Source organism: Lihuaxuella thermophila (genome assembly GCF_900110165.1).
Lineage (GTDB): Bacteria > Bacillota > Bacilli > Thermoactinomycetales > Thermoactinomycetaceae > Lihuaxuella > Lihuaxuella thermophila.
In genome coordinates, this window is sequence record NZ_FOCQ01000002.1 from 55,017 (window position 1) to 81,909 (window position 26,893).

A 26,893-nucleotide genomic window follows, 5' to 3' on the forward strand; every position below is an offset into this window, starting at 1 on the left:
AAGTCGTGAAGGGCATCTCACCTGATGCCCCACACAGCTCACACTACCCGAAAACCTAAGCGGTACTTTTCCGGCCATCAGTGACAGACTGGGACCCTTTCTTTTGAAGTTCTCCCAAAATAACAACAGCCAGCGCCAGACCGTAAGAAATCCACATCGGGGTGAAGTGAATGGCTGTGCTTGGTGCCACTCCGCCAACAAAGTATCCGATCAATGCCGCCAAACTGGATACGGCCCCCCAACGGACCAGAGGGCTGGTTTCAGGAGAATTTTTGAGCCCGACCAGTTTCCATAACCGCCACAGCAACCAGAAATACAACGCCATATACAGCACAAAAATGATCACGCCAAAGTTAACCAGAATTTCCAGCCACCAGTTGTGCAAATTGCGTTTGGTCACTTTTTTGGGCCCCTCCGGCATCAGGGCTTCAATGTTTCCCGGGCCAACACCCATATAGTGGGATTTTTGCAGAAAATAGATCCCATTTAAAATCAGGTTCTTCCGGTTTGTCGGGCTTTCACCGGTCGCTCCGCGAATAAATTCCTCTTCTCTTTCTTCCACACTCCAGGGACCTTGTTGCATATCTTTGAAGAAGTCAACCGTTCCCCTTAACTTGGTTCTCGTTTTTTCCCTGGCCTCATCCGAGAGAAAGGCAACGCTCATCGCCTGCACGATGACGGCCCCCGCGAGAATGGCCGCGATTCCTTTTCCAATGTTCTTCCACGTCAATTTTTTCCTGTCGATGGCAAACGGAAGCGCAATCAGCAGCACGAGAGCGGCCAGCGGCAGCGCAAACAGAGTGTTGCTCCGCGACCCGGTAGCCAGCAGGACGTACATGGACAGCACACCGATCACGTAGATCAACAGCTTATGTTTTCTCTTAAGTTTTAACATAAACAAGGCCGTTGCCACAAAAGGGAAAGCCAAGGTGATACATGTCGCCAGATCGTTTTGGTTGGTAAAAACAGACGTTACCGTTGCCTGGCCGGTTTCCGCTCTGGACGGGGGAAGATGGATCATAAAAATCGACTCAATGACGCCGAAACAGATGATGGAGGCAAAAACGCCAAACAGGATGCGCTGGGAAATCCAATAGTTTTTTTCCGTCCGCACAAAAAAGGGAAAAGAAAGGGTTAAGAGCACCATCATGCCCAGGAAAACCAGGTAGCGAATGCCTTTGCCAAGATCAACCGCCCAAGTGAGAGAGAGCATGGCATATACAACCCAAAAAAGGAAGAACGCCGCGTACCAGCGCACAGGATACATGTAGGATGTTTCCATCCCTTTATTGAGTGCCAGACGAATGATGAGCCCACCCGTGAGCAACGCAAACGCAACCCGGAAGAAGGTTAGATTAAACTCCTCCGTCACCTGGATTCCCAAGGTGGGACCCAGCAGGGCAAAAGCGATCATCACATAAAAGAGGTGTTCCAAACGTTTTTGTCTGGGTACCAATAGCTCATTCACCATCTCTCACCTTTTTCCTCCTAGTTTGGGCAAAAAGCTGCCAATTTGATTCAAAGATTTCAGCGTGAAAAGCTTAGTCGCAAAAACGGAAACAATCTGAAGAGCCAAAGCGATGCCGTAATAAAGCCACGCATGTTCCGCTTCGGTCATTTGCACCCATGTAATTCCAACCATCAAAAAAAGATATATCGCGATATAGGTTAACACGGAACCAAAGCGAAAGTCTACCGGGTAATTTTTTTGATTGTGCATATATACCCAGATAATCACGATCAGATAAGCGATCACAGTCATACTTACGGCTCCCCAGATGTGAAACACAGGAATCAAAATGAAACACCCGATTAAGTATACGACGGCAGCGATCAAAAATCCCCGTGAAATGAGCTTGGTTTTCTTTTTAATGAGCAGCCCCACTCCAAACACGGTGTGCAGGACGTTGAGCAAGGTGCCGAAAGAAAGGAACCACACGTATAAATAACCGGTCGCCAGGTCTTTTCTTCCTATATATAACTGATAAATCGGCTCGATGACAAAAGTGAGCAACATGATGGCCAGCGTTCCGGCAACGATGAGAGCCCTGCCGACCAAGCCGTAGATCTGCGGAGCGTCTTCCCGGTCTTTGATCGACATGGAAAAAGGGCGCCAGGCCAACTGAAACGGCGCAGTCACCAACACGATGAGGCTGGCGATGCGCATGACCGCCTCATAAATGTCAGCATGTGTCTGAGATACCATGTAGTAGAGAATCTGCCTGCCCGTCGAAGTCATCACCCAGAATGAAAGCAAAGTAGGTAAGAGAGGTGCTCCATAGGCGATCAGATGGGACAAATGCTTCCGGGACAGCTTCGGCACAAATTCCCTGCGGAAGATCCAGACCAGGATGAGGGCGACGCCGAGTTGCCCGATGAGTTGGCCGTAAAAGATTCCCATTACACCGGCATTTTCAAACACAACAAAGTAGATGCTGATCAAATTGGATCCGATCACATAAGCCATGCTGAATATATTAAACAGCCATACTCTCCGGCTGTAGCGCGCATAACCCAAAACATGCTGAATAACGATGGCCCCCACTGTAGCCAGAAAAGCGACCGGGAGCAGCAAATGGTATCCTTCTTTTCCCTTGAAGATGATCTCCGCCAGCGGCGCTCCCCACACATAAGCGAGAATGCTAAACAAGAGACACATTCCCGCACTGAAAATGACCGCATTGGTAAAGTAAATTCTTCGCTCCTGTTGATCCTTGGCATCATAAAAATAAAAGGCCATTGCGGCATCGGTTCCCAGAATGCAAAGATAAGTCAAAATAAGGGTGAGGGTGTTTGTTAAACCCCACTCACCCAACTGACCGGCGCCGGTTAAATGGCGGAAGAAAATGGGGGCAAGCAGGGCAGCAGCCAGCTTGTTCCCCATGGTTGCGACCGCAAAGGCAGCGGAATCGGAAAATAATCTTTTTATATATTGCCTCATGCTATACACACCTTCTAGGTTAGGTGTTATTCCTGGTTTTCCAGTTTTTCTCGTTCAGGTACATCCCTGAGGGGCCGGGCAGGCACACCCACATACACCTTGGCAGGTTCCGTATCTTTGTTGACGACGGCGCCGGCAGCAATAAAGCTTTCTTCTGCTACGGTCACGCCGGGCAGCAGGATCGACCCTCCGCCCACACGTGCCCCCCGTTTCACCAGCGGGCCCCGTACGTATTTGAAGCGCTCTTTGGTGCGGCCCATAAAGTTGTCATTCGTAGTCGTAACCGTCGGTGCGATAAACACGCGTTCCTCCAGTGTCGTATAAGCCGTGATATAAGCATTGGTCTGGATTTTGGTGTGAGGGCCGATCTCCACCTGATTTTCCACGGCAACCCCTCTTCCGATGACTACACGGTCCCCGATGCTGCATTTTTCACGTACGGAGGCCAGATCACCGATCATGACCTCTTTACCGAAGGTGCTTCCGCGATACAAGACCGCACCCGCTCCCACTGTCGTTCCGTCGCCGATGACGAGCGGAGGCAGATCCGGATCAAGCTTGACGGTGGAGGCTTTGGCGGGCTTGGGCCAGCGTCCGATCACACAGTTATCGGAGATGAATACACCGGAGCCGATGACCGTTCCGGCATGGATCGTCACATTGTTGCCAATGGTTACATCATCGCCCAGAACAACGCCTTCCTCGATGACGGAAAAGTACCCGATCCTGACATTGGCTCCCATCTTCACTGATTCATGCACAAAGTTTTTCATGGTTATAACCGCCTTACAGTTTTTCGTAATCCGCGCGAATGTCCTTGATTTCTTTTAAGGCATTGCGGGTATCGAAGATGACCTTGGATTTATCGGCGATAAACTGATAGTCAAACGCGCTGTGATCGGTCGTGATCAGGACGAGATCGGCGGATTCCAACAACTCCCCGGTCAGTTCTGCTGTTTCGTATACTTTTTCCCCCACCCGGAACGACGGGATATGCGGATCGACCGTGACAAATTCGGCCTGATATTTTTCCAGCAGCTTCACGATCTCCAGCACGGGCGATTCACGCATATCATCGATATCTTTTTTGTAGGCGACGCCGAGAACGACTACTTTTGACCCGTTGAGGGATTTGCCGTACCGGTTGAGGATTTTCATCATGCGGTCCACGACAAATTCGGGCATCGCGTTGTTGATCTCTCCGGCTACTTCAATCAAGCGGGTGTGGTAGTTGTATTCACGCGCTTTCCAGGTGAGGTAGAACGGGTCGATCGGAATGCAGTGACCGCCGAGCCCGGGACCCGGATAGAACGCCATAAATCCGTATGGCTTCGTTTTGGCCGCATCGATCACTTCCCACACGTCGATGCCCATCTTGTTGCAGAGAATAGCCATTTCGTTGGCAAGGCCGATGTTGATGTTGCGGAAAGTGTTTTCCAGGATTTTTTCCATTTCCGCGACTCTCGGGCTGGAAACTTCGTGTACTTCCCCTTCGAGAACCGCACGGTACATAGCGGCGGCCACTTTCGTGCATTCCGGGGTAACCCCGCCGACGACTTTCGGGGTATTTTTGGTGTTAAACACTTTGTTGCCCGGGTCGACGCGCTCCGGCGAATAGGCGAGGTGGAAATCTACTCCGACCTTGAGTCCGGTTGCTTCCAGGATCGGCATCAGCACTTCTTCCGTCGTTCCCGGATAGGTGGTGCTTTCCAGGACGACCAGCATGCCTTCGTGCAAGTATTTGGCGATTTCGCGTCCGGACGATTCCACATAAGAGGTGTCCGGTTGCTGGTATTTATCGAGCGGAGTCGGCACGCAGATCGCAACGGCATCCACGCCGGAAATCAAGGAGTAATCCGTCGTTGCTTTCAAACGCCCTTCTTCGACGATTTGTTTGAGCTCTTCGTCCACAACGTCCCCGATATAGTTTACTCCCTGGTTCACCATATCCGCTCTTTTTTGCTGGACATCAAACCCGATCACTTGATAACCGGCTTTCGCTTTTTCCACGGCCAGCGGCAAGCCCACGTATCCCAATCCGACGACGCCGATGACCGCGGTTTTGTCTTCAATTTTTTGAAGCAAACTTTTAGTGGTCTCGTTCACGTTGATTCATCCCTTTGATGATTATTTATTCGCATAGTAGCTTTTGATGATATCGACAATGCGATGGATGTTCTCGTTTGAAAGCTCCGCGTAGAGCGGCAAAGCAAAGGTGCGTTTAGACATGTATTCGGAAGTTGGCAGGCTGCCTTCTTCATAGGCGAGCGATTTGTACACTTCTTGTTGGTGAAGAGGAATGGAGTAATAAACTCCGGTAGAAATACCGTTCTCTTTCAGGTGTCCCACCAACTGCTCCCGGTCTTCTGCCTGAATGATGTACAGGTGATAAATATGCTTACGATCATCTGCATGGTAAGGAGTGACAACAGGAGTATCCTTTAGCAGTTCATCGTAAAGGGCTGCTTTCTCGCGACGCGCATCGTTCCAACTGTCCAGATGGCGCAGCTTAATGCGTAAAATGGCCGCTTGCAGTTCATCCAAACGGCTGTTGTATCCGATCATGCTGTTATAGTATTTTGACTCAGGATTGCTTCCATGAACACGTAAGCTGCGAATTTTCCTGGCCAGTTCGTCATCATTGGTGGTGATCATTCCACCGTCTCCGTAGCCGCCCAGGTTTTTGGTCGGGAAGAAGGAGAAGGTGGCTGCATGTCCCCAGGAACCGATTTTGCGCCCTTTATACTCAGAACCCATCGCTTGAGCCGCATCTTCGAGCACAAACAGGTTATGTTCTTTGGCAATCGCCATGATTTCTTCCATGTCAGCTGGTTGGCCAAAGATGTGTACAGGAATGATGGCTTTGGTCTTGGAGTTGATTTTTGCTCTGATTTGTTTAACGTCGATATTGTATGTTTGGGGATCAATATCGACGAATACCGGGGTTGCTCCCAGCCGGGAAACGGCTTCCGCAGTGGCAAAGAAGGTGTATGGAGTGGTAATCACTTCATCTCCGGGACCGATTCCTGCTGCATCTAAAGCGAGTACAAGTGCGTCGGTTCCGTTGGCTACCCCGATCGCATGTTTCACGCCGCAGTATGCGGCAACTTCTTCTTCCAGCGCTTTTACTTCGGGACCGAGAATATATCTGCCGCCGTCTAAAACCTTGTCTACGGCTTGACGAACTTCCTCACGAATCGTCTGATACTGGGCTTTCAGGTCTAACAAAGGAATTTGGCTCATCATATCCTGGCTCCTTCATGATATCCTTTACTTTTTCCGCTGTAAATCGTCCATGCGCACCGGTTTTCCGGTTTCAGCCGATTGCTGGCAGGCAATGACCAGACTCAGCGCTTTGCGTCCTTCTTCCCCGGAAACCACAGGAGTGCGGTCTTCCCGGATCGCATCGGTCATGTCCTGGATGATGCACTGGTGTCCCGGAACGCCAAACGGATCTTCGTCAATGCGCTTGATGGTCGTTTCCGCTTCTTCATCGCTGATGTCTTCAAATTTCCAATGTTTAATCCAGTTGGCGGTGGGGCCGCCGATGATCGCCGTCCCTTTTTCGCCAAAAATGCTCAGCGATTCTTCCAGATTTTTGGGATAAATGGTTACGGCTGCTTCCAGTACGCCAAGTGCGCCGCTTTTAAACTTGATCACGGAAACAGAAGTATCTTCCGCTTCGATGTTGCGAATGCGTGTGGCATGATAAGAGGCTACCTCTTCCACATCGCCCATCATCCACAACAGGAGATCCATATTGTGAATGGCCTGGTTCATCAATACCCCGCCATCCATCTCTTTGGTTCCGCGCCACGGAGCTTGATCATAATAAGCCTGGTTTCGGTTCCAGCGAACCGTCGCATTGGCATGACCAATTTTTCCAAATGCGCCCCGGTCCAGCTGGCGACGGAGCTCGGCAACGGCGGGACGGAAGCGGTTCGGATGAACGACAGCCATTTTCACGCCGTTACGTTCACAAGCTTCAATCATGCGGTCCGCATCTTCCAACGTGAGTGCCATCGGCTTCTCCACGATGACATGTTTTTTGGCTTCAGCAGCCTGAATGGTAAGCTTGGGGTGTAATCCGCTTGGAGTGCAGATGCAGACCACATCCACATTCGTTTTGAGCATGTCCGCCAAATCGGTGTAACCTTCAATCCCGTCTTTCGCAAATTCGCGAAGGCGTTCTTCATTGGTATCGCAAACGGCCACCAATTCAGCTCCTTCTACGGCTTCAATTGCCGCCACATGTTTTTTGGCGATGTGGCCGCAACCAACGATTCCATAGCGTATCACATGTCTCCCTCTTTTCTATCCTGAACGTGGTTCGACAACTTCGGTTTAAGAATATCGTTGTACAAAGACAGCCTTTGCATGTTGTTGCGTTTATTACAAGAACATTACAAACCCATCTTAAAATGTAACATAGTTGAAATGTTTTGGGTATCCCTCATCTTAAACTTTTCTTGAAAGTGTGCTGTAAAAGGGTGTGTCTGTGGTTGTGCTTCCGGGGCGGTCGGCCGTGTGGATCTCCGTGCTCCTGAGGCCGGCAAGCATCGGAACGGAGCCGCAAAAATGATTTTGGAGCGGCCCTTTAAAGCAATCCACCGTCATTCCCCGATTCTGTTGAACAAACAGTCATGATCATTTCAATGAAAGTGCAAAACCGTTTCACAAAATTACTCGGGATCCCGCTTCAAGCCATTCACTGCAAGAACTTGCTCATAAAGCTGAATGGTGTTTTGCGCATTTTGCTCCCAGGTGAGTGCCTTCGACATCTGAAACGCCCGCTCTCCCATGGATCGGGCCAGTTCCGGGGACTCGACCAATATCTGGCGAAGCCGCTCCGCCAATTGGCCGGTGTTGCCGGGCTCAACGAGAAATCCGGTTTCGCCATCCCGCAAAATCTCGGCAATCCCTCCGACATCAGTGCACACCATCGGCTTCCCGCAACCCATGCTTTCAAGCAAAATGGACGGCAATCCCTCACTTCGGCTGGCTAAAACCAGCGCATCCGCACTGTTGATCCAGGCCGGAATTTCCTCATAGGGACGCCTGCCCATAAAATGGGTTTGCGCCTGGATTCCCTGACGGGCCGACTGTTCAGCGAGCGTCCGTCTCAGCGGACCGTCTCCAACCAGGTAAAGATGCAAATCCGGATCTTCGGCCGCCACTTTGGCAAACGCGGTGAGCAACAGGTCCACCCCTTTAACAGGCAGGAGATTGCCGACGAACAACAATACTTTTTTCCGCCCGGAGATTCCCAATTGTTCCCTCGCCTTTTGCTGCCGGATCGGATAAAAACGCGACGGATCAAAGCCGTTATAAATGGTTTTCGCTTCAATTCCGGGGGCCATCCGCTCCGCTTCCGCAAGCAGCCGGCCGCTGACCGTGATGATCCGGTCATTCATTTGGAGCGCTTGCAGCGTTTTACGATAGACGGATTTGTTTCGTTTGGGGTACAGCATGATATCCGAACCGTGAATCGTAGAGACGACGGGGACCTGAAACGATCTTTTTAAGATACCCGCGGCATAACCATCGGGAAAAATGGTGTGGGCATGGATCAGATCAAACGGAAATTCCCTCTGGATCGCCGGGATCGCTTGCTGGAGCGACGCTGTGTAAAATCGGCCGTAGTTCGAAAAAAAGAAGCCTCCGGGAAACATCAGCGTCGGGACATACTGAACATCGATTCCCTCCAGCCGGGTTTGGAGAGCCATTTTGCGATAGCCCTTCCATTTCGGGTAGAGCGGAAAGCGGGGGATCGGGGAAACGACCCGCACTCGGATTCCCGCTTTTTGTAAACTTTTCGCCTGGTTGTGAACAAAAATCCCCGACACGGGATTCACCTGATTCGGATACATGTGGGAAATGATCAATACACGAAGGCTCACCGGAATCAAACCTCTTCCTTTTTGATTAAGATTCCCTGAATATTTGCGATTCCATCCTTGACCGTATACAAGCATTCGGGATAACTGTTTGCTTCATGGTGATAATAGGGGTAAGGAGCGGATCGATGAATGAAAAAGCAAAGAGTTGCCAATGACTCCTTGAACTGTGCACTCGGTCTGATCAATGGCCTGATCCTGAGTCTCCCTCTCTGGGGATTGATCTATTTTTTTGTGCGCTTTATTATTGGGTCGTAATGAAGTAGCGATACCCCGAAATAATCATTTAGAATAAGAGAACAGAGAAGGAAGGTCCCTTAGAGACCTTCCAATTTTTATGTACAGCTTGGTTAAGAGAGAGCGAACATCAATTCACCTTCCGCCACCACTTTGTCGCCGACTTTGGCTACCCCTTTTCCTTTGCCGATGTTAGCCCTCAATCGCAGCATTTCCACTTCTAAAGTCAATACATCCCCCGGCTTGACCTGTTCACGGAAGCGGACGTTGTCAATGCCTGCAAAGAAAGCCAATTTTCCTTTATTTTCTTCCTTGCTGAGCACGACGAACGCGCCCACTTGAGCCAAAGCTTCGATGATCAATACCCCCGGCATGACGGGATATCCGGGAAAGTGGCCCTGGAAAAACGGTTCATTGATGGTTACATTTTTGATTCCGACCGCTCTTTTGCCTGATTCAAACTCGGTGATTTTATCGACGAGCAGAAACGGATAACGGTGTGGAATGGTTTCCTGAATTTGCTTGATATCAAGCTCCATCCAAAAGATCCCCTTTCCTTCAGTCACTGTCCCCATTATAACGAATGGTTTCTCAAATTGCCATGAAAGAGCGCTGCTCACATAAAGGAGCGCCTGCTCTTCACATAGGCGCTCTCTCTGTTGCGTCTGCTATTCCTTTCCTTGTGAAGCTTCCCGTTCTACAGCCAGCGCCACTTCCTCATGCACTTTGGGATCGAGCGGATGCGGAACCAGCTCGCCCGGATTGGTGCAGTTTGCAATGGCAAGAGCGGCGGCGACCAGCATCGGATGCGTGATTTCCTTTGCCCCTGCATTCAGCACACCGCGGAAAATACCCGGGAATCCGAGAACGTTGTTCACCGAACGGCCATCCGCGGCAAAAGCGGCACCCGCTTTTAAGGCCTCTTCCGGTTCAATTTCCGGTTTGGGGTTGGATAATGCCAGAATCACTTGTCCGGACCGGACCATCTCCGGCTTAATCAAGCCCGGAACACCGGTAGTCGCGATCACGATGTCACATCTTTCCATCAACTCCTCGATGGAGTCAACCGGGGTTCCCCCATAGTCGGCCAAGCGGTTCAAAGCATCCGGCTGGCGATCCACGCCACACATCTCTTCCACTCCATAAGCCATAAACATACGGCAAATGGCGAGACCCGCGGCCCCTAAGCCAATTTGTCCCACTACGGCATCTTTCAGGCTCACCCCTGCCGAACGGCATGCAGAGATGACGGCGGCCAAAGTGACCACTGCCGTTCCATGCTGATCATCATGCATAACAGGAATGGGAAGTTCCTGTTTCAAACGCTCTTCAATTTCAAAACAATGAGGGGAACCGATATCCTCCAGCAAAATTCCCCCAAACCCCTGATAGATGTTTTTTACGGTCCGCACTACTTCATCCGGGTCGCTGGTGCCCAGCAAAATGGGGATGCCGCTGATTCCCGCGAAACGGTCAAACAGAGCCGCCTTCCCTTCCATTACCGGCATCCCGGCCATCGGGCCGATATTGCCAAGTCCTAAAATGGCCGTTCCGTCCGTGATGATGGCCACGGTGTTGCCAATGCTTGTATAATATCTCGCTTTTTCCGGTTCCTCCTGAATCACCCGGCACACGTTGGCGACACCCGGGGTATAGACCCGGCGCAGGTCTGCCAAGGAACGGATATCCATGCGGCTGGTCATATGAATCTTTCCGCCTTCATGCGCCCGAAGAACGTCGTCGGAAACGGAAAGAATGCGAATTCCGTTGCCTAATTCTTTGATCGCCAGTACAACTTGATGCAGCTGGTCATCATTCTCACAATGAACGGTAATGTCCCGGACCGTAGAGAGGGGTCCGATTTTAATGGTTGTGATATCTCCAATATCTCCACCGGCTTTTCCGATCGCCGTTGTTACTTTCCCAAGGTTTCCTGGTTTGGACGGGGTTTCTACGATAATTGTTCTGACTACGTTGCGAATAGACACCCGCTCGACACCTCCTAAATCCTTATCATACTAAATGTGGAGACATAAAAAAAGAACCGAAGCGGATACGGTTCTTTGCCTATTACATCAATTCTTCATTCACTGTTTTCAATTGGAGCATATAGACAAAGGAAGTGATATACGACAGCACGATTACCGCCCACAAAAAGTTTTGCGCATACGCGGAGTCAAACATGAGCAATACCAGTGCCACATAAAACAGGACGGTGGTCATTTTCCCGAGCACATTGGCGGGTACTGTTTTTTTACCCCGGAAATGAAAAAAGGCGGAACAGAGAATCATGGTCAAATCACGGAAGAAGATCGCGGCAGCAGCCCAGTAGCCGATTTTTCCGGAGATCAAGAGCGATAGAAAAACAGCGATCATCATCAGCTTATCAGCAAGGGGATCCAACATGATACCCAGTTGCGTAACCTGTTTATTCCGCCGCGCCAAGTATCCATCCACCACATCTGTCATCCCTGCGAAGAGGACGATTCCCAAAGCCCAGTAAATCCGCCCCGGCATTTCGGAGAAATAAACGAAGAGATACAAAGGTATGAGTGCAAAGCGTATCATTGTAAGCAGATTGGGCAAGTTCATTTAGGATCCCCCCTCACAGCTAGACTTTTGTAAAACAATGCCATCTCTGCTGAAAATGAACAGCAAAAAGACATGAAAGACCCCGTCTTTCCCGCTTTGGGCCGATTGCCTGAAAGCTAAAGACGGGTTCTTTTACCCATATATGAGTTTATATATATGTTCCCACATATCCAGATCAAATATCTCACCCGCTGGCTGATCCCCGATCACCGTGTGGCCGATGATGAGTCCCACAATCAGAACAACGAACAGAAGCAGTGGCAGCCAAAGAATTTTGATCGCCCATTTTATTATTTTCTTTTTTTCATCCGGAATACCATAAGAATCCGCTTCCGTCAATTCGTCATCATCTTCATCCACGATATAGGCGGGCTTTTTGAATTCTGTCTCAAACTCCGGATCTTTGTTTGTCTCGCGCTCAGGTTCAATGGAATATTCTTTGAAATCTATCGGTGTTAACGTATCTTCAAGCGATAAGGCACGCTCACGGCGAGGCGATTCTTGTCCGGTCTCTTTCCGGGACTGATCCGATTGTTCCCGGTCAGTAGATTCGCTTGAACCGTTCCCATCCTGCGGATTCCACCGGACCGATGATTCGGCTTCCTTCTCCCGTCCCTCAGAGGCAGGCAATTCTCCTTCCGCAACTGGTTCATTCTCATGATCCAACTTCGGATCGATCCCTTTGACTTCAAGATTTGCGCGGGTATCTTGCTCTTCTTCCTCATCCTTGCTCCATTTCAGTTTCCCGACAGGCAGCCTGGATTCCTGCTCCTTACGCAACTCTTTTAACGAGCTTTTCATTTTTTCTCCTTGTTTTGGGGAGCTCTTCATGTCTTCCGGATGATTGTCCACTCGATTTTCTTTGTTCGGATAACTCATTTGACATTCCTCTCCAAGAAACAAAACTTCATCAAATTCTAAAAAGCTCGTCCGATCATCACAATAAATCTATGCATCATCTACACAAAAAAATCATTGGTTTTGTCTCATTTGTACACTATAACTAGAATATATCGCAACTGTTAACATAAGTCTACACTTTAGGCTGCCGATTGGAACGGATTTTGTCAAATGGGAAGAGCACCGGAGCGATGGATATGAATGAAAAGTAGTCCGAACGGTGCAGAAAAAAATATTATGTAATGCTGCCGGTGCCGATCAAATCATTTTCTAGACCTTCACAGGCGTCCTTGCCTCTTTCGCCGCAGATTTTCGCTTATATTTGATCTTGGTCGCTTCCCCTCCCCGGATATGGCGAATAGACTTATGATATTCAAGAATCTCCTTAACCTGACTGGCTAAATCGGGATTAATTTCCGGCAACCGTTCAGTCAAATCTTTATGAACAGTACTCTTGGAAACGCCGAATTCCTTGGCGATCATTCGCACGGTATTTTGTGTTTCCACAAAGTAACGACCGATTTTTATGGTCCTTTCTTTAATATAATCATGCACTCGCCTCGCTCCTCCTTTCGGGGATGTTTGGTACATTATATGAACCGTTTTATGGGTTATTCGCCGCGAACAAGCAATGACAAGCTAATCGTATAAAATAAAAAAACCGCCCTCGTTTTGAGGACGGTTTTTCGGTCAATCATTTGTTTTTTATCAATGGTGATTCATTGGCGTTATTTAAGATATTGCGCTGGATTCACCGCTTGGTTTTCATTGTTTCTGATTTCAAAGTGAAGATGGTTTCCGGCTTCTTTTTCAAAATTGTTTCGACCCGCTTTGGCGATGACCTCACCTTTTTTCACGGTTTGCCCTTTTTGGACTCTCACATCATCGAGCGATTGATAAACGGTGGTAATTCCGCTGTCATGACGGATCTCCACTTGATAGCCGACAATCGGATGTTCCTCGACCCGGATGACACGTCCTTCCAGTGCGGCAACAACATCAAAGGTTTTGCCGTCTTTCCGGGCAAAGTCTACCCCGGAGTGAGGCCAGAAGGTATTGGCATATTTGACAAGTGATGCTTCTTTGCTCTTTTCCGATCCGGCTTCATCATAGAATCCGATGGTTCTTTCAGCTTGAGAATTTTTCGCCACCGGCAGGATCATTTCATCATCCGTCGGGTTGGTGGGAATTCTCTCCATAGGAAGCTGTTGATCCAAACTACTGCCTGGTTTCGTGGTTTTTGAAACTTGTTCCAATTGGTATTCTTGATACCACCAAGCAAGGGTTAGGATCAGTGCTGCTGCTGTCAGATAAACTGCCGGAAAAAACCATTTTTTTGCAAAGAGCCGCTTCCATTTGAGGCGGCGTTTCGCTTTTTCAAAGGAAGGAATATTGTTATTTGGTTCCTCTGGTTTCATATCTGATCACCTCAGGAACCATTCTCGACAGCAAAAACTCTTTTTATACCCAAGGTGAACAATCTTTAGTAAATTCGCAACCGGCCGGCTATGTTCGCTAATCGGTCCGGACTCATTTTTTCGATCTTAACCCCTTGATAGTAATGGGCAATGATCTCGGATACGTTCTTCCCTTGCTTGGCCATCAGATTGGCCCCCCACTGGCTCATTCCCACTCCGTGGCCGTATCCCCGGGTGGTAAGCCGGATCTTATTTCCTTTGATCTGCCAGGAAAAATCGGTGGATGGCAACTGAAGGGCTTCTCTCACTTCGCGTCCGGTAAATTTCCGGTCGCCGATTTGGATCTCGGCAATCCGGTTTCCAGGTGTCTTTTTTAGGATTCGGATCATGTTCTGACCGGAAGAGGTGGACATTGCAATCCTCTTTCCCGTCTCCGCTTCCAATTTGCCCAACAAACGGGAAATCTCCCAAGTCTGAACTTGACGGTACTTGGGAGAATATTGATCCCAAGCGGAATTCACGCTGCGCAGATAAGGATATTTGCCGGCGAAATAATCCTCGGAGTTTTCCGTCCGCCCGTTGCTGGTGGAGAAAAAGGCAGGGTAGATGGGTTTTCCCTGATAAGTGATGATTTGCCCCCCGGTAGAACGAACGGCTTCATCCATCCGGCGGATGTTTTTCCCGTACTCAGCACCCCATTTTTTGCGCAAATCCTGATCCGTTGCGTAGACCTGGTGCATGGTCGTATCGGTTACATCCGCCGACTTGGCCGCTTCCCCCCAGCGGGACATATCCGAATAATCCTGTTTGATCAAACGGTCGATGATGTATGTACGCGCAGCCAGGGCTTGGGCTTTCAGGGCTTCCGGGTGAAAGTCCGCAGGCATCTCAGCCGCAATCACACCGCGGATATAGGATTCCAACGGGATTTCCTCTACTCTTTTTTCTTTTGTCAAATAGACCCGGACAACCAGAGAGGATTCCTCATCGGCAGTTTCCGCCTGTGAGCGGATTTCCGCGGATACAGGCTCCGTGGATGTCTCCGTCTGCAAAGAAACCAACAAAGTGGGAATGATCAGGATGAGCAGAGTGAGCGTGATCAAACAAAAAAGCAGTCTCTTCTGCAAACGACCTTCACCTCCGACGATTTTTAAAAGTTCCGTCCGAACCCCTGCTGTTTTGTCCCATTGCCCGAAAGGAAAACGAACTGTGGCCGATCCTCCTTCCGCACGGCGAGTGTAAATGGGACAAACTTTCACTTTAAAACTATGAAAGCGCCCGCTGTTTAGAACCAGAAAATGGTTAACATGTGCACAACTGTCTTTGTCTTGTCCGTCCTCTGTCTGAGTCGGCTTTCTTCCGTGCAGTACCTGCGAAGCGGGCCTGTTTTGAAGACGCTCCGAAATCTTGTTTACGACTCCGTTCCGATGCACGGCAGAGTCACTCGTCGAAAACAAATTTCTACGCTGGTTCTGTCTTATCAAGGTTGATAAAGAAACGGGTCCACGAATGCTTGCAGAACTCTGGAAGAAAGCCCGCTCCGGAATTTGCTTTCCGTTTCCGCGTGAGTGCAGTGGCAGAGTAACTCCGCCGGAAAACAAATTCCTCCGCTCCATCGTGCCGATCACAATCTGACTAGTTAATACAACCTCAAGACGAATGACAAAATCGTGCAGGGAGGCCGTGATTGGTCGAAGTGCCTTTGAGGCCGTACCCAGCGGAGGCCCCGAGCGGAGGGAGGAAGCGGGTAACGGGTTTGAGCGACAGCGAGTTTTACCCGCGCCCGCAGCGAGAGGGCCGGAGCGGCCAGTTTTTCACCCCTGCCGGCCTCAAGAGCACGGAGACCAACACGGCCGACCGCCCCGGAAGCACAATCACAGAAAAACTCCCACTATACAGCAAACTTTGAGCGAAAACATGCATGTCGGTTTCAGCACAACCAGGAGATGGATTGGATCATCTGTTGGAAGACCGTTCCGGAATTTTGTGTTCCGTTTCCGCTCCATCGTGCCGATCGCTTCAAAGAAAAAAAGCGGACTCTTCCCGGTACAGCGGAAAGAATCCACCTTTCACATTAAGATCATTATGCATATGAGTGCTGTTGAACAGAGGATTCCTCACCTTCATCCACATTCACACGTTCAATGGAAGCCCCTAATGCCTGAAGTTTGCCGACGATATCCACATATCCGCGATCCACATGATGCAATTCGGTCACTTCGGTGATCCCTTCGGCTGCTAAACCCGCCAGGATGAGAGAAGCGCCTGCCCGCAAATCGGTCGCTTTCACTTGCGCGCCGGTCAACGGACGTCCGCCTTCGATAATCGCCGTGCGACCGTCGATCTTGATCTGTCCGCCCATCCGCTTAAATTCTTCCACATGCATAAAGCGGTTTTCAAAGACCGTTTCCGTCATTAAACTGGTCCCTTTGGCAATCAGTTGCAAAGCCATCATTTGCGGCTGCATGTCAGTGGGGAATCCGGGGTAAGGCAGTGTTTTCACATCCACGGGCTTCAACTCGCCCTCAGCACGGACATGGATTCCGTTTTCCCCCTCCAATACATGGACCCCCATTTCGCGCAATTTGGCGATTAACGGAGTCAAATGGTTGGAGATGGCGCCCTCCACAAACACTTCACCACGGGTGATGGCCGCCGCCACCATGTACGTACCCGCTTCAATGCGGTCAGGAATGACGGTATATTCGGTTCCGCGCAGGAAGTCGACTCCATCGATCCGGATTTCATCCGTGCCGGCTCCGCGCACTTTGGCCCCCATGGCATTGAGAAAATTGGCCAGATCCACAATTTCCGGTTCACAAGCTGCATTTTCAATCACGGTACGCCCTTTGGCGAGGGTGGCAGCCATCATGATATTTTGCGTTGCACCTACACTTGGGAAATCAAGATAAATTCTAGCTCCCTTCAGGCGATCCGGCACATGCCCTTCCACATATCCGTGCCCGATTTCAAATTTGGCTCCCAAAGCTTCCAAACCCTTGAGATGCAAGTCAATCGGGCGGCTGCCAATCGCACAGCCTCCGGGGAGAGGGATACGGGCATGTTTCTTTCTCGCCAACAGCGGCCCCATGACGGTAACGGATGCTCTCATTTTCCGGACCAATTCATACGGGGCCTCAGTGGTACTCAATTTTTCCGCGTTGATCAAAACCTGATTTTCACTCAGTTCCGCGAAAATCCCCAGGCTTTGTAACAGTTGGGTGATCGTTTTTACATCTTCCAGCAGGGGGACGTCCAAAATGGTAATGTTTCCCCGAGAAGCTAGAATCGAAGCAGCAATCAGAGGGAGAACGGCATTTTTAGCCCCATGAACTTTCACTCTTCCTCTTAACCGTGCTCCACCTTGAACAATGATTTTTTCCAAGTGTCTTCCCTCCGCAACTTAGTATTCTATGGTGATGATCGGCGTTCCCAAAGTGAAAATCAGCCGATGGGCATCGTGGTTCACCCTCGCCGCGGCCTGGAGATTCATCCATCCGCCTTTCGTCTTCAAGCCGCCTGGCAGCATGGGACTGTAAGCAGATATACTGGCCGTATGGGTGGTGCGCATAGACTCAACCTCTTTGGCGTGCAACTTCTGAAACGCTTGAACAATCGGCTGTTCCAAGCGGGAAGGAGGTGAAGAAATACTGCCTTGAATAGAAAAATGAAAATGAGGAATCATTGCATTTGACTGAAGTGTATGCGCCAGGAGGTTCCTTGTCCGCTCCAATTCCCGGCCGGGTTTGCCACGACCCTTCACCTGGACGGAAATATATGGTTGAATCCACTGTCTTTCAGGTTCATCGTTGATAACGTTTAATTCTGCCGTAATGTTTCGTCCAATTTGTCCCGTTGCCGAATAACGGATTCCATCCGCCCGGACTTCTTTCCTCACAGATTTTAAATGAAGCTGATCTGCCAGTTGATGAACAAATGCATCTGCCCGGTTCCGGGAAATGCGTTCAGGGGTACGACCGCCGTGATGCAATACGAAATATTCCGGCTTTACTCCCATCGAATCAAACACTTGAATCAACCTATGTTCAGTGGTCGGCATCAGGTTTGAGCCGGTCAGTAACAAACTGAGAATGACGAACCAACTGACCGGTACCAGCTGCAACTTTTTCATTATATCCTCTCCCCTGTTTTCTTATCATTACCATTTTTTGCAAATCAAGGAGAGAATATACTGAGCGCTTATCAAGTAAACAGCTGGCTGATCATCCTGGACCAACTCAAATAATCAATCAAAAAGGTGGCTAAATTATGTCCCAACACGATGGATAAGATGATCATCAACGCTTTTGCCTGCGCGGTTCGTTTTGGCCGGATCACCGCTTCGATCCGGACCCCCATCAGCACCCACCAACTGACGACAATGCATAAGAGCGACACACAGATATTGATTAAAGAGTTTAACCCCAGCAAAGTCGCTCCTTCCATTATATGCACTCCCTCAGAAAGAGTTCTACACATGAAACAATGGTACATGAAAACGGTCAGAAGATCAAAATATTTTGTGTCAATCAGCGGACAATTGCCGCACAGACAATAAGATACCCCGTTTCCGCATGCGTTGGAAACGGGGATTCACGATATTTAACAAAACCTTTACTGTCGCACGGCGTTCTTCGCCAGGTCAAATCCCGATCCCCAGTCGATTTTTCCAAGAGATTGCAAAACCGTATCAGGCAAAAGTCCCAAACCGATGGTTCCGATCACGCCAACCACGATGACCAGCCCCGCGGTCCATGGAACCGGAATGGGCCTCAAGCTGGCCGGAGACCGGAAGTACATCTGGCGAATGATGCCAAAGTAGTAGTAATACGAGACGACCGTGGTCAGGATCATCACTCCGGCCAGCCAATGCTGCTCCCGGCCAATCGCGTTGATAATCAGGTAAAATTTGCCGAAAAATCCGGCTGTAACGGGCAGGCCGGCAAGGGAAATCAGGAAGACGGACATCGCGAAAGCGAGCCATGGCGATCTTTGATGCAGCCCGGCAAAGACATGGAGTTCCTCATTTTTCCCCTCCCGGGTGACCACATCCAACACCGCAAAAGCCCCAAGCGTCATAAACAGATACGCCAGCAAATAGTACGCCAGACTCGGAAAGAGCACAAACCCCAATGTGGACAACGGAACCAGGATGTACCCGGCCTGGGCGATGCTGGAATAGGCCATCAGCCTCTTGGCATTGGTCTGTTTGAGAGCTACCGCGTTTCCGGCGATCATCGACAGCGCAGCAAGGATCATCAAGAGCTTCTCTACGCCAACCGAAATTTGCGGACTGAAGACAGGAAGGAAAGCGATGAGCATAATGCGCATCACCAGAGCGAATGCCGCCGTTTTCGAGACCACGGCGAGAAAAGCCGTGACGGGCGTCATGGCACCCTGATACACATCCGGCGTCCACATTTGAAACGGTGCAGTGGCAATCTTAAACCCGAAGCCCACCACCATCAAAAACAGGGCCAGGTACACGAACAGGTCATATCCGCTGTAGAGAGCTTGCATCAACCGGTCGCGGATCACAAATAAGTTGGTGCTTCCCGTCAGTCCGTATACAAAGGACATTCCGTAGAGGATAAATGCAGACGAAACTCCTCCCAGCACCACGTACTTCCAGGCCGCTTCATTTGACTTCAGATCTTTCCTGCGAATTCCGACCAGCACATAGGAGGAAAGGCTTAAGAGTTCCAGTCCGACGAACAGCGTGATCAGGTCGGCGGAAGATACCATGACCATTCCGCCCAGCACAGCCGTCAGCAGGAGATAATAGTATTCCCCTTCCCTTGTTTCAATTTCTTCTTTGTTCAAATGGAGGGACAGGAGCAACACAAGTGCCGTTCCCGCCAGAATAATCACTTTAAAAGTTAAGCTGAACGAGTCGATCCGATAGGTATCCCCCAGAATTTGATAGGGCGGATGACCAAAACCCATCACGGCAAAAACCCCGGCCGCAAGCACCGCCGCCAGACTGAGAACGGCGATCACTTTTCGGGATGCCGTTTCCTTTAAGAACAAATCCATCACCGACAAAAGGGCGGCGGCAGAGACGATGACGAGTTCCGGAGCCATCACCTTTAAATCAAAATCGAGCAGATATTGTTCCATGTCTCTACCCTCCGATCCTTGAAACGATGAGTTCTAATGTCTCTTGCATCGGTCTGCCCAGCACATCCGGATAAACGCCGATCAGCACGATGAGCCCGACGAACACCAGCATGGGTACAGTTTCCCGCGGATGAATGTCGGTGAGCTTGACAAAACGTTGTTTCATCGGGCCGAAAGTGGTTTTTAGCACCGCCCTCAGCGTATAGACCGCTGCGAGGATCAAGCCCAGGGTTCCCACTGCCGCCATTACCGGTTTTACCTTGAATAAGCCCAAAAAGGCGAAAAACTCGCTGATAAATCCGGACAAGCCGGGCAATCCCAACAGCGCCATCGCAGCCACCAGCAGGATGCCGGAAAAGAGCGGCATCGATTTGGCCAAACCGCCAAGTTCATCCAACTCCGTCGTCTTGGTCCGTTCGTACAGACTTCCCACCAGGAAGAAAAGGAGGGCCGAAATCAAACCGTGAGAAACAGCCTGGAAAACGGCTCCCTGTAATCCCACCCCACTCAGGGAGCCAATTCCGAGCAGGATGATTCCCATATGGCTGACGCTGGAATAGGCCAGCACTTTCTTCAGTTCTTTCTGCACAAAGGCGAGAATGGCCCCGTACAAGATGTTCACCAGTCCCAGAATGACCAAGAGGGTCGCCACTTCTTTCATAAACGCGGGATAAATGCCGAGCCCAAACCGGATCAACCCGTAGGCTCCCATCTTGAGCAGAATGCCGGAGTGGATCATGACCACCGGCGTCGGGGCCTCCACATGAACCCGCAGCATCCAGGAATGGAAAGGGAAGATCGGAAGCTTGATGGCAAACGCAATCATAAGCGAGACAAAAATCGCCCACACCATCGTTTTGACCGGGCCGTTCACCAGCTCGGGATGGGCCATCAACTGGGCCATGTTTTGTTGAATGACTCCGTAATCGAGATTGCCGGACAAAAGCAAGAGCCCCACCAGGGCAAACAGCAGAAAGCCTGATCCCAGACCGTTGTACAGCAAAAAGTGATTCGCCGCCTTTTCTTTTCCGAGATATCCCCAGATGCCGATGAGGAAATACATGGAGATCAGGGTAATCTCAAAGAAGATGAAGAACAGGAAAAAGTTGGCAGACAGAAACACACCCGCCATCCCTGTTTGCAAGAGCAAGAGAAGAATATAGTACTCTCTTGTTCTTTCTTTGATGTACAAAGAGGCGGCCGCGGCCAGCGTACTTACGATACAAGTGAGCAAAACCAGCGGCATGGAAAGACCGTCCGCTCCCATGCTGTAGTGGAACACCCACGGTTCCACCTGGGGGTCGGGAATCGGGATACGGAACCAAACAAACGACTGGAACCACTGCATCCCTTTCTGACCCGCTTCAAATAAGGCATACATGTAGCCCGCTAACAAGAGAGACGGCAAAGTAGCCAGCATCGCTGCCAGGCGGTGCCAGCCGGTTTGTTTCCGGGGAAGGCAAAGGATAACGGGAACGCCTATCAGTGGAAGAAATGTGATCAGAGTAGGTAACCAAGCCGTAATGACCTTCATTCAAACAACCTCCCCGCTGTCAGGCCGACGATCAACAATATCAATCCGATCAAGCTGACCAGGGCATAGGTTTGCGCTTGACCATTTTGTATCCGAGAGCCCACAGAGCCCAGGAAAGAAACAAACCAGGCACTCAGATGAACCAGCCCGCCGACGATAAAACGGTCCCAACCGTGCAAAAACCAGCCAAACGCTTTCAGCGGCAAGACGATGATCATTTGATAAAGCTCGTCGATGTAATATTTGCGGTAAACGAGCTGATAGACCCAGGGAACGGCTTTGACTACCGCTTCCGGGGCCAGCCGTTTCCGGCCGTACATCACATAAGCGAGGCCGATTCCCAAGAGCGAGACGGCGATGGCGAGCACGGGAATCCAGCCGGGTGCATGATGGAGCGAGTCCGATGCGACACCGGAACCGGTGACCAGCCAATGTTCCAGCAGCCTGCCCGGGGTGTTGGCAAATCCGGCCACTGTCGACAGCACCGCCAACACAATGATGGGAATCATCATCACCCGGGGAATCCCTTCGATCTTCTGCTCTCCGCGATACGATCCGGAGAAAACCATAAAAAACAGCCTGAACATGTAAAAAGCGGTGAAGAACGCGGCAATCACCGCCACGGAAAAGAGTCCCTGACGGCCATCCGCATAAACGGACATCAGAATCTCATCTTTGGAGAAAAACCCGGAAAAAGGAGGGATTCCGGCAATTGCCAAACACCCGGTCAGGAACCAGATCCCCAGCCAGCGGTGCTGTTTCCACAACCCGCCCATTTTGCGGATATCCTGTTCATGATGAAGACTGACAATGACTGCTCCCGCCGCAAGGAACAACAGAGCTTTAAAGAAAGCATGGGTCATCAGATGGAAAACGCCCGCCACATAGCCGGCTGAACCGAGAGCCAACATCATGTAGCCAATCTGGCTGACCGTGGAATAAGCGAGCACCCGTTTGATATCGTTTTGCGCCAGGCCGATCGAAGCAGCAAAAATGGCCGTAAATCCACCCGTGTAAGCTACTACGCTCATGGCCGTTTCGGAAGCCTCAAACAAGAAAAACAGATTGGCAACCAGAAAAACGCCTGCCGCGACCATCGTGGCGGCGTGGATTAAAGCGCTCACCGGAGTGGGACCTTCCATCGCATCCGGCAACCAGGTATGTAGGGGAAACTGACCTGATTTTCCAACCGCGCCGATGAACACGAGAATGGCAATCCAGGTGATCATCGCCGGTTCGATCTGTCCGTTCGCCACTGCCGCCTTCAAATCGCTCAGTTCAAAGCTTCCCACTTGCCAGAAGAGAAGCGAAACGGCGATAAACAGTCCGATATCACCGATCCGGGTGACGATAAACGCTTTTTTCGCCGCAGCTTTGGCTTCGGGTTTAAAATACCAGAAGCCGACCAAGAGGAACGAACATACTCCTACCAGTTCCCAGAAAATGTAGATTTCCAGCAGGTTGGAAGAAATGACCAGACCCAGCATGGAAAAGGTGAACAGGGTGAGATATGCATAAAACGTATTGATCCGTTGGTCTTTCCGCATATACCCCCAGGAATAAAGGTGAACCAGAAAACTGACGCCGCTGACGATCGTGAGCATCAACACATTGAGCGGTCCGGCTTCAATCCCGAACTGGATCACCTGTTGGTTGATGTGAAACCAGGGTATCTTCCAAACGATTGTCTTTCCGCCCGCAAGGCTTTCCCACAGAACCGGAAGCGAAAGGAGAAACGAGAAAGCGGTGGCGATGATGCCGATCAAAGCCGAAATCCCTTTGCTCCAAACCTTCCTCCCCGCTGTGAGAAGGAGAAAGGCGATCAGCGGAAAGAGGGGAATCCATAGCACGTTCATGTTTTACCCTTCCTTCTTCCATGATTTTTACGAGTATGATCGTCAACCTTTCATCGAATTGTATTGATCCGCTTCTGCCGTTTCCTTATTGCGGTAAAGGGCGATCAGGATGGCAATTCCCACAGCCGCTTCCGCCGCAGCCACCGTGATGGTGAACAGGGTAAAGATTTGACCGGTCAAATTGGGAAAAAGCCCGAACTTGGAAAAAGCGATCAGATTAATATTGACGGCGTTCAGCATCAATTCGATGCAAAACAAAACCATGACCGCATTTCGTTTCGTCAAAACCCCGTAGAGTCCGATGCTGAACAAGATGGCGGCCAGGGCCAGATAAGAAGTGAGGTACATCATCTTTCCTCCTTTTTGGCCAGGATCACGGCCCCGACTAAAGCGACCAGGAGCAAGACCGAAGCCAATTCAAAAGGAATGACGTATTGCTTAAACACGGCTTCCCCCAGCCTGGCGACTCCGAACTGTTTCAGATCGACCTGTTCACCCGCGATCGGGGTCCGGTAAATGATCCACATCACGATGCCAAAAAAAGCGCCTGCCGCGATGAAGCTGAGCACGGAATGCCAGGGGGCGATACTCCCTTTCTCTTCATCCCGGTGCTTGGTCAGCATGATGCCAAACAGCATCAAAATGGAGACGGCACCTGTGTAGATGAGCACCTGAATGACAGCGACGAACTCAGCATTTAAGAGCAGGTAAATGCCCGCGATACTGAAAAAGGTGAAGGCCAGGGCCAGGGCCATGTGAATGACGCGGGTAAAGTTGATCATGAAGACCGCTCCGCCGATCGCCATCACCGAAAGGATGAAAAAAGCGACAAATTCGCCAGTCAGGTTCATGATGACTTCCCTCCCGGCGCCTTCGGTTTGGCCGAGTTATTTTCCACCCGAATGTTTGTATTGTTGTTATGAAGCCACTCGAGATCTTTGAACAGCTCATCGCGGCTGTAAACGGCCAGTTCGTAGTTGTTCGTCATCACAATCGCTTCGGTGGGACACACTTCCGTACATAAATCGCACAAGATGCAAATTTCGAAGTTAATATCGTAGGTGTCGATCACTTTTCCTTTTTTCTCGGGATCCGGATGCTTCTTGCCGGTCAGGGTAATGCAATCGGTCGGACAGATTCGCGCGCACTGGTTGCACACAATGCACTTCTCGGGGTCAAAGTGCTGGATGCCCCGGAAGCGGTCCGGCATTTCCAGCGGCTCATCCGGATAGCTGTAGGTCACTTTGGGTTTGGTCATGTTTTTCAAGGTTATGCCAAGACCTTTGACTAATCCAAACATGTCCGCTTCCCTCCCATCCTGTTTAATAAAACTTCCCGATCACGGGGATCTCTTTAAAGACGGCGGTGATAAAAATGTTTGCCAGCGCCAGTGGCAACAGCACTTTCCAGGCAAATTGCATCAGCTGGTCGACACGGATGCGCGGCATCGTGGCACGCACCCAGAACAGGAAGAAGACGATCAAGGAAAATTTCAAAATAAACCAGACGATCGGCGGAATAAACGTGAGCCCAAACGGGGCGTTCCAGCCTCCCAGGTACAGGACGGTCGTCAGCGAGGCCATGGCAAAGACATAAACGTATTCAGCCAACATGAAGAAAGCGAACCGGAATCCCGTATATTCCACATGATAACCGGCCACCAGTTCCGATTCGGCTTCCGGAAGGTCAAACGGCGTCCGGTTTAATTCGGAAATGGAGGCGATCAGAAAAACGGCAAACCCGACAAACTGGGGAAAGATAAACCAGACCTTTTGCTGCGCCTCCACGATTTCATGGAGATTCAATGATCCGACGCTCATGATGATGCCGACCACCGACATGACGAGCGGGATCTCATAGCTGATCATCTGAGCCGCCGACCTCATTCCGCCGAGCAGAGCGTATTTGTTGTTGGATGCCCATCCCCCGACCAATATGCCGATGATGGTAATGCTGGAGATGGCCATATAATACAGGAGTCCGACAGCAAAATCGGCAAATTGGATTTTTTCCGTAAACGGGATGACCGCGAGCACGGCAAATGCGGGGACAAACGCGATCACCGGAGCCAATCGGAACAGGGACTCATCCGCTTTGGCAGGAATGATGTCCTCTTTGATCAGCAATTTAAATACGTCAGCCACCGTTTGCAAAAGCCCCCACGGTCCGACGCGGTTCGGGCCGATCCTGTTCTGGATCCACCCGATCACCTTCCGCTCAAACAATATGGCATAAGTGACAAACCCCAGAACAATAAAGAGCAAAAGGACCGGCCCCACAACCATCATCAGGTTCATCAGCAATCCACCTCCCCCAACACGATGTCAATTCCGCCCAAAATAGCCACCAGGTTGGAAATGTTTTCCCCTTTTAAAAGGGTAGGCAGAATTTGCAAATTATAGAACGAAGGGCGGCGGAACTTCAGACGCCAGGGTTTGTCTTTGCCTTTGCTCACAATATGGCAGCCCAGCTCGCCGCGGGGCGATTCGATCCCTACGTATATCTCACCTTCCGGAACACGAAGTACACGCGGAACCTTCCCCATCGTCGATCCGCCTTCCGGGAACTGTTCCACGGCTTGTTCCAATATTTTCAATGATTCCACAATCTCCTGCATACGGCAAAGATATTTATCATACAAATCGCCGGTTTGGCCAACCGGTACGTCAAAGTCAAACCGCTCGTAGATGGAGTAAGGCTGGTTCTTGCGCAGATCCCACTTGACTCCGGTTACGCGCAGGTTGGCGCCGGATAAGCCAAATTGGATGGCCGTCTCCCGATCATAGATGCCGATCCCCTTGGTCCGTTGAATGAAAATTTCGTTACCGGTAATCAGCCCGTGATATTCGTCCATCTGCTTTTTCATGTATTGGACAAACTCACCCACTTTATCGATCCAACCCGGGGGCGCGTCCCATTTCACGCCTCCGACGCGCATGTAATTGTAGGTAATCCTGGCCCCGCATAATTCGTTGAACAGATTCAGGATCTGCTCACGGTCCCGGAACGCGTACAGGAACGGACTCATTGCGCCGATATCGAGCAGATAGGTTCCCATCCACACCAAATGGCTGGCAATCCGGTTCAATTCCATGACGATCACGCGCAAAAATTCGGCCCGTTCGGGAATTTCCAGTCCCATCAGCTGTTCGGTAGCGTGGACGATTGCGTAGTTATTGGTCATCGCCGACAGGTAGTCCATCCGGTCCGTGTAGGGGATAATTTGCGTATAATTCAAGTCTTCCGCCAATTTTTCCGTTCCCCGGTGCAAATAGCCGATCACAGGCTCTGCATCGACGATCGTCTCGCCGTCGATTTTGACGATGAGCCGGAGAACGCCGTGCGTGCTCGGATGTTGGGGTCCGACGTTTAACAGCATTTCTTCCGTTCGGAGCAAG

25 protein-coding genes are annotated in these 26,893 nt (G+C 50.4%); all 25 read right to left on the bottom strand.

Annotated elements, in window-relative coordinates:
• Nucleotides 1-55 precede the first annotated feature (55 nt).
• Nucleotides 56-1,468 carry an O-antigen ligase family protein gene (locus BMW55_RS02110; protein WP_170839695.1) on the bottom strand — a complete coding sequence of 471 codons (1,413 nt, stop codon included), beginning with the start codon at nucleotides 1,466-1,468 and terminating at the stop codon, nucleotides 56-58.
• Nucleotides 1,469-1,474: 6 nt separating this feature from the next.
• A complete protein-coding gene (locus BMW55_RS02115) occupies nucleotides 1,475-2,941 on the bottom strand; it encodes a lipopolysaccharide biosynthesis protein (RefSeq protein ID WP_089964850.1) in 1,467 nt (488 codons plus the stop codon).
• Between the two features lie 26 nt (nucleotides 2,942-2,967).
• Complete coding sequence (locus BMW55_RS02120) at nucleotides 2,968-3,714, bottom strand: acyltransferase (RefSeq protein ID WP_089964852.1); 747 nt, start codon at nucleotides 3,712-3,714, stop codon at nucleotides 2,968-2,970.
• A gap of 13 nt (nucleotides 3,715-3,727) precedes the next feature.
• On the bottom strand, nucleotides 3,728-5,047 hold the full coding sequence (locus BMW55_RS02125; RefSeq protein WP_089964854.1) for a nucleotide sugar dehydrogenase: 1,320 nt from the start codon (nucleotides 5,045-5,047) through the stop codon (nucleotides 3,728-3,730).
• A 21-nt stretch (nucleotides 5,048-5,068) separates the two neighbouring features.
• Nucleotides 5,069-6,184: a DegT/DnrJ/EryC1/StrS family aminotransferase gene (locus tag BMW55_RS02130; protein WP_089965434.1), complete on the bottom strand. Its 1,116-nt coding sequence runs from the start codon at nucleotides 6,182-6,184 to the stop codon at nucleotides 5,069-5,071.
• Nucleotides 6,185-6,211: 27 nt separating this feature from the next.
• On the bottom strand, nucleotides 6,212-7,240 hold the full coding sequence (locus tag BMW55_RS02135) for a Gfo/Idh/MocA family protein (protein ID WP_089964855.1): 1,029 nt from the start codon (nucleotides 7,238-7,240) through the stop codon (nucleotides 6,212-6,214).
• Nucleotides 7,241-7,623: 383 nt separating this feature from the next.
• On the bottom strand, nucleotides 7,624-8,841 hold the full coding sequence (locus BMW55_RS02140; RefSeq protein WP_170839696.1) for a glycosyltransferase family 4 protein: 1,218 nt from the start codon (nucleotides 8,839-8,841) through the stop codon (nucleotides 7,624-7,626).
• 347 nt (nucleotides 8,842-9,188) lie between these two features.
• Nucleotides 9,189-9,614, bottom strand: a complete 426-nt coding sequence (gene fabZ, locus BMW55_RS02145; protein ID WP_089964861.1) for a 3-hydroxyacyl-ACP dehydratase FabZ — start codon at nucleotides 9,612-9,614, stop codon at nucleotides 9,189-9,191.
• A gap of 129 nt (nucleotides 9,615-9,743) precedes the next feature.
• On the bottom strand, nucleotides 9,744-11,063 hold the full coding sequence (locus BMW55_RS02150) for an NAD-dependent malic enzyme (protein WP_089964863.1): 1,320 nt from the start codon (nucleotides 11,061-11,063) through the stop codon (nucleotides 9,744-9,746).
• An 82-nt stretch (nucleotides 11,064-11,145) separates the two neighbouring features.
• Nucleotides 11,146-11,667 (bottom strand): CDP-alcohol phosphatidyltransferase family protein, encoded by a 522-nt coding sequence (locus BMW55_RS02155; RefSeq protein WP_089964865.1) that lies wholly within the window; start codon nucleotides 11,665-11,667, stop codon nucleotides 11,146-11,148.
• 132 nt (nucleotides 11,668-11,799) lie between these two features.
• Complete coding sequence (locus BMW55_RS02160; RefSeq protein WP_089964867.1) at nucleotides 11,800-12,546, bottom strand: DNA-directed RNA polymerase subunit beta; 747 nt, start codon at nucleotides 12,544-12,546, stop codon at nucleotides 11,800-11,802.
• Between the two features lie 291 nt (nucleotides 12,547-12,837).
• Complete coding sequence (spoIIID, locus tag BMW55_RS02165) at nucleotides 12,838-13,122, bottom strand: sporulation transcriptional regulator SpoIIID (protein ID WP_089964869.1); 285 nt, start codon at nucleotides 13,120-13,122, stop codon at nucleotides 12,838-12,840.
• Between the two features lie 173 nt (nucleotides 13,123-13,295).
• Nucleotides 13,296-13,985: a M23 family metallopeptidase gene (locus BMW55_RS02170; protein WP_089964871.1), complete on the bottom strand. Its 690-nt coding sequence runs from the start codon at nucleotides 13,983-13,985 to the stop codon at nucleotides 13,296-13,298.
• Nucleotides 13,986-14,050: 65 nt separating this feature from the next.
• A complete protein-coding gene (gene spoIID, locus BMW55_RS02175; protein ID WP_244527413.1) occupies nucleotides 14,051-15,418 on the bottom strand; it encodes a stage II sporulation protein D in 1,368 nt (455 codons plus the stop codon).
• Between the two features lie 650 nt (nucleotides 15,419-16,068).
• On the bottom strand, nucleotides 16,069-17,370 hold the full coding sequence (gene murA / locus BMW55_RS02185; protein ID WP_089964874.1) for a UDP-N-acetylglucosamine 1-carboxyvinyltransferase: 1,302 nt from the start codon (nucleotides 17,368-17,370) through the stop codon (nucleotides 16,069-16,071).
• Between the two features lie 18 nt (nucleotides 17,371-17,388).
• Entirely contained in the window at nucleotides 17,389-18,117 is a 729-nt protein-coding gene (locus tag BMW55_RS02190; protein WP_089964875.1) for a YwmB family TATA-box binding protein, read from the bottom strand.
• A 71-nt stretch (nucleotides 18,118-18,188) separates the two neighbouring features.
• Entirely contained in the window at nucleotides 18,189-18,431 is a 243-nt protein-coding gene (locus BMW55_RS02195) for a DUF1146 family protein (protein WP_089964876.1), read from the bottom strand.
• A gap of 168 nt (nucleotides 18,432-18,599) precedes the next feature.
• Nucleotides 18,600-20,105 (bottom strand): NADH-quinone oxidoreductase subunit N, encoded by a 1,506-nt coding sequence (locus BMW55_RS02200; protein ID WP_089964877.1) that lies wholly within the window; start codon nucleotides 20,103-20,105, stop codon nucleotides 18,600-18,602.
• 4 nt (nucleotides 20,106-20,109) lie between these two features.
• Nucleotides 20,110-21,639 carry a complex I subunit 4 family protein gene (locus BMW55_RS02205; protein WP_170839697.1) on the bottom strand — a complete coding sequence of 510 codons (1,530 nt, stop codon included), beginning with the start codon at nucleotides 21,637-21,639 and terminating at the stop codon, nucleotides 20,110-20,112.
• Nucleotides 21,636-23,495 carry an NADH-quinone oxidoreductase subunit L gene (nuoL, locus tag BMW55_RS02210; RefSeq protein WP_089964879.1) on the bottom strand — a complete coding sequence of 620 codons (1,860 nt, stop codon included), beginning with the start codon at nucleotides 23,493-23,495 and terminating at the stop codon, nucleotides 21,636-21,638. Before nuoL ends, BMW55_RS02205 begins: the two co-directional genes overlap by 4 nt.
• A gap of 42 nt (nucleotides 23,496-23,537) precedes the next feature.
• Nucleotides 23,538-23,843 (bottom strand): NADH-quinone oxidoreductase subunit NuoK, encoded by a 306-nt coding sequence (nuoK, locus tag BMW55_RS02215; protein ID WP_089964880.1) that lies wholly within the window; start codon nucleotides 23,841-23,843, stop codon nucleotides 23,538-23,540.
• Nucleotides 23,843-24,340, bottom strand: coding sequence for an NADH-quinone oxidoreductase subunit J (locus BMW55_RS02220; RefSeq protein ID WP_089965438.1), 498 nt, complete (start codon nucleotides 24,338-24,340; stop codon nucleotides 23,843-23,845). Before BMW55_RS02220 ends, nuoK begins: the two co-directional genes overlap by 1 nt.
• A 2-nt stretch (nucleotides 24,341-24,342) precedes the next feature.
• Nucleotides 24,343-24,795 (bottom strand): NADH-quinone oxidoreductase subunit NuoI, encoded by a 453-nt coding sequence (nuoI, locus tag BMW55_RS02225; protein WP_089964886.1) that lies wholly within the window; start codon nucleotides 24,793-24,795, stop codon nucleotides 24,343-24,345.
• Nucleotides 24,796-24,817: 22 nt separating this feature from the next.
• Nucleotides 24,818-25,792 carry an NADH-quinone oxidoreductase subunit NuoH gene (nuoH, locus tag BMW55_RS02230; RefSeq protein ID WP_089964888.1) on the bottom strand — a complete coding sequence of 325 codons (975 nt, stop codon included), beginning with the start codon at nucleotides 25,790-25,792 and terminating at the stop codon, nucleotides 24,818-24,820.
• Nucleotides 25,792-26,892 carry an NADH-quinone oxidoreductase subunit D gene (locus BMW55_RS02235; protein ID WP_089964890.1) on the bottom strand — a complete coding sequence of 367 codons (1,101 nt, stop codon included), beginning with the start codon at nucleotides 26,890-26,892 and terminating at the stop codon, nucleotides 25,792-25,794. Before BMW55_RS02235 ends, nuoH begins: the two co-directional genes overlap by 1 nt.
• Nucleotide 26,893: the final 1 nt, after the last annotated feature.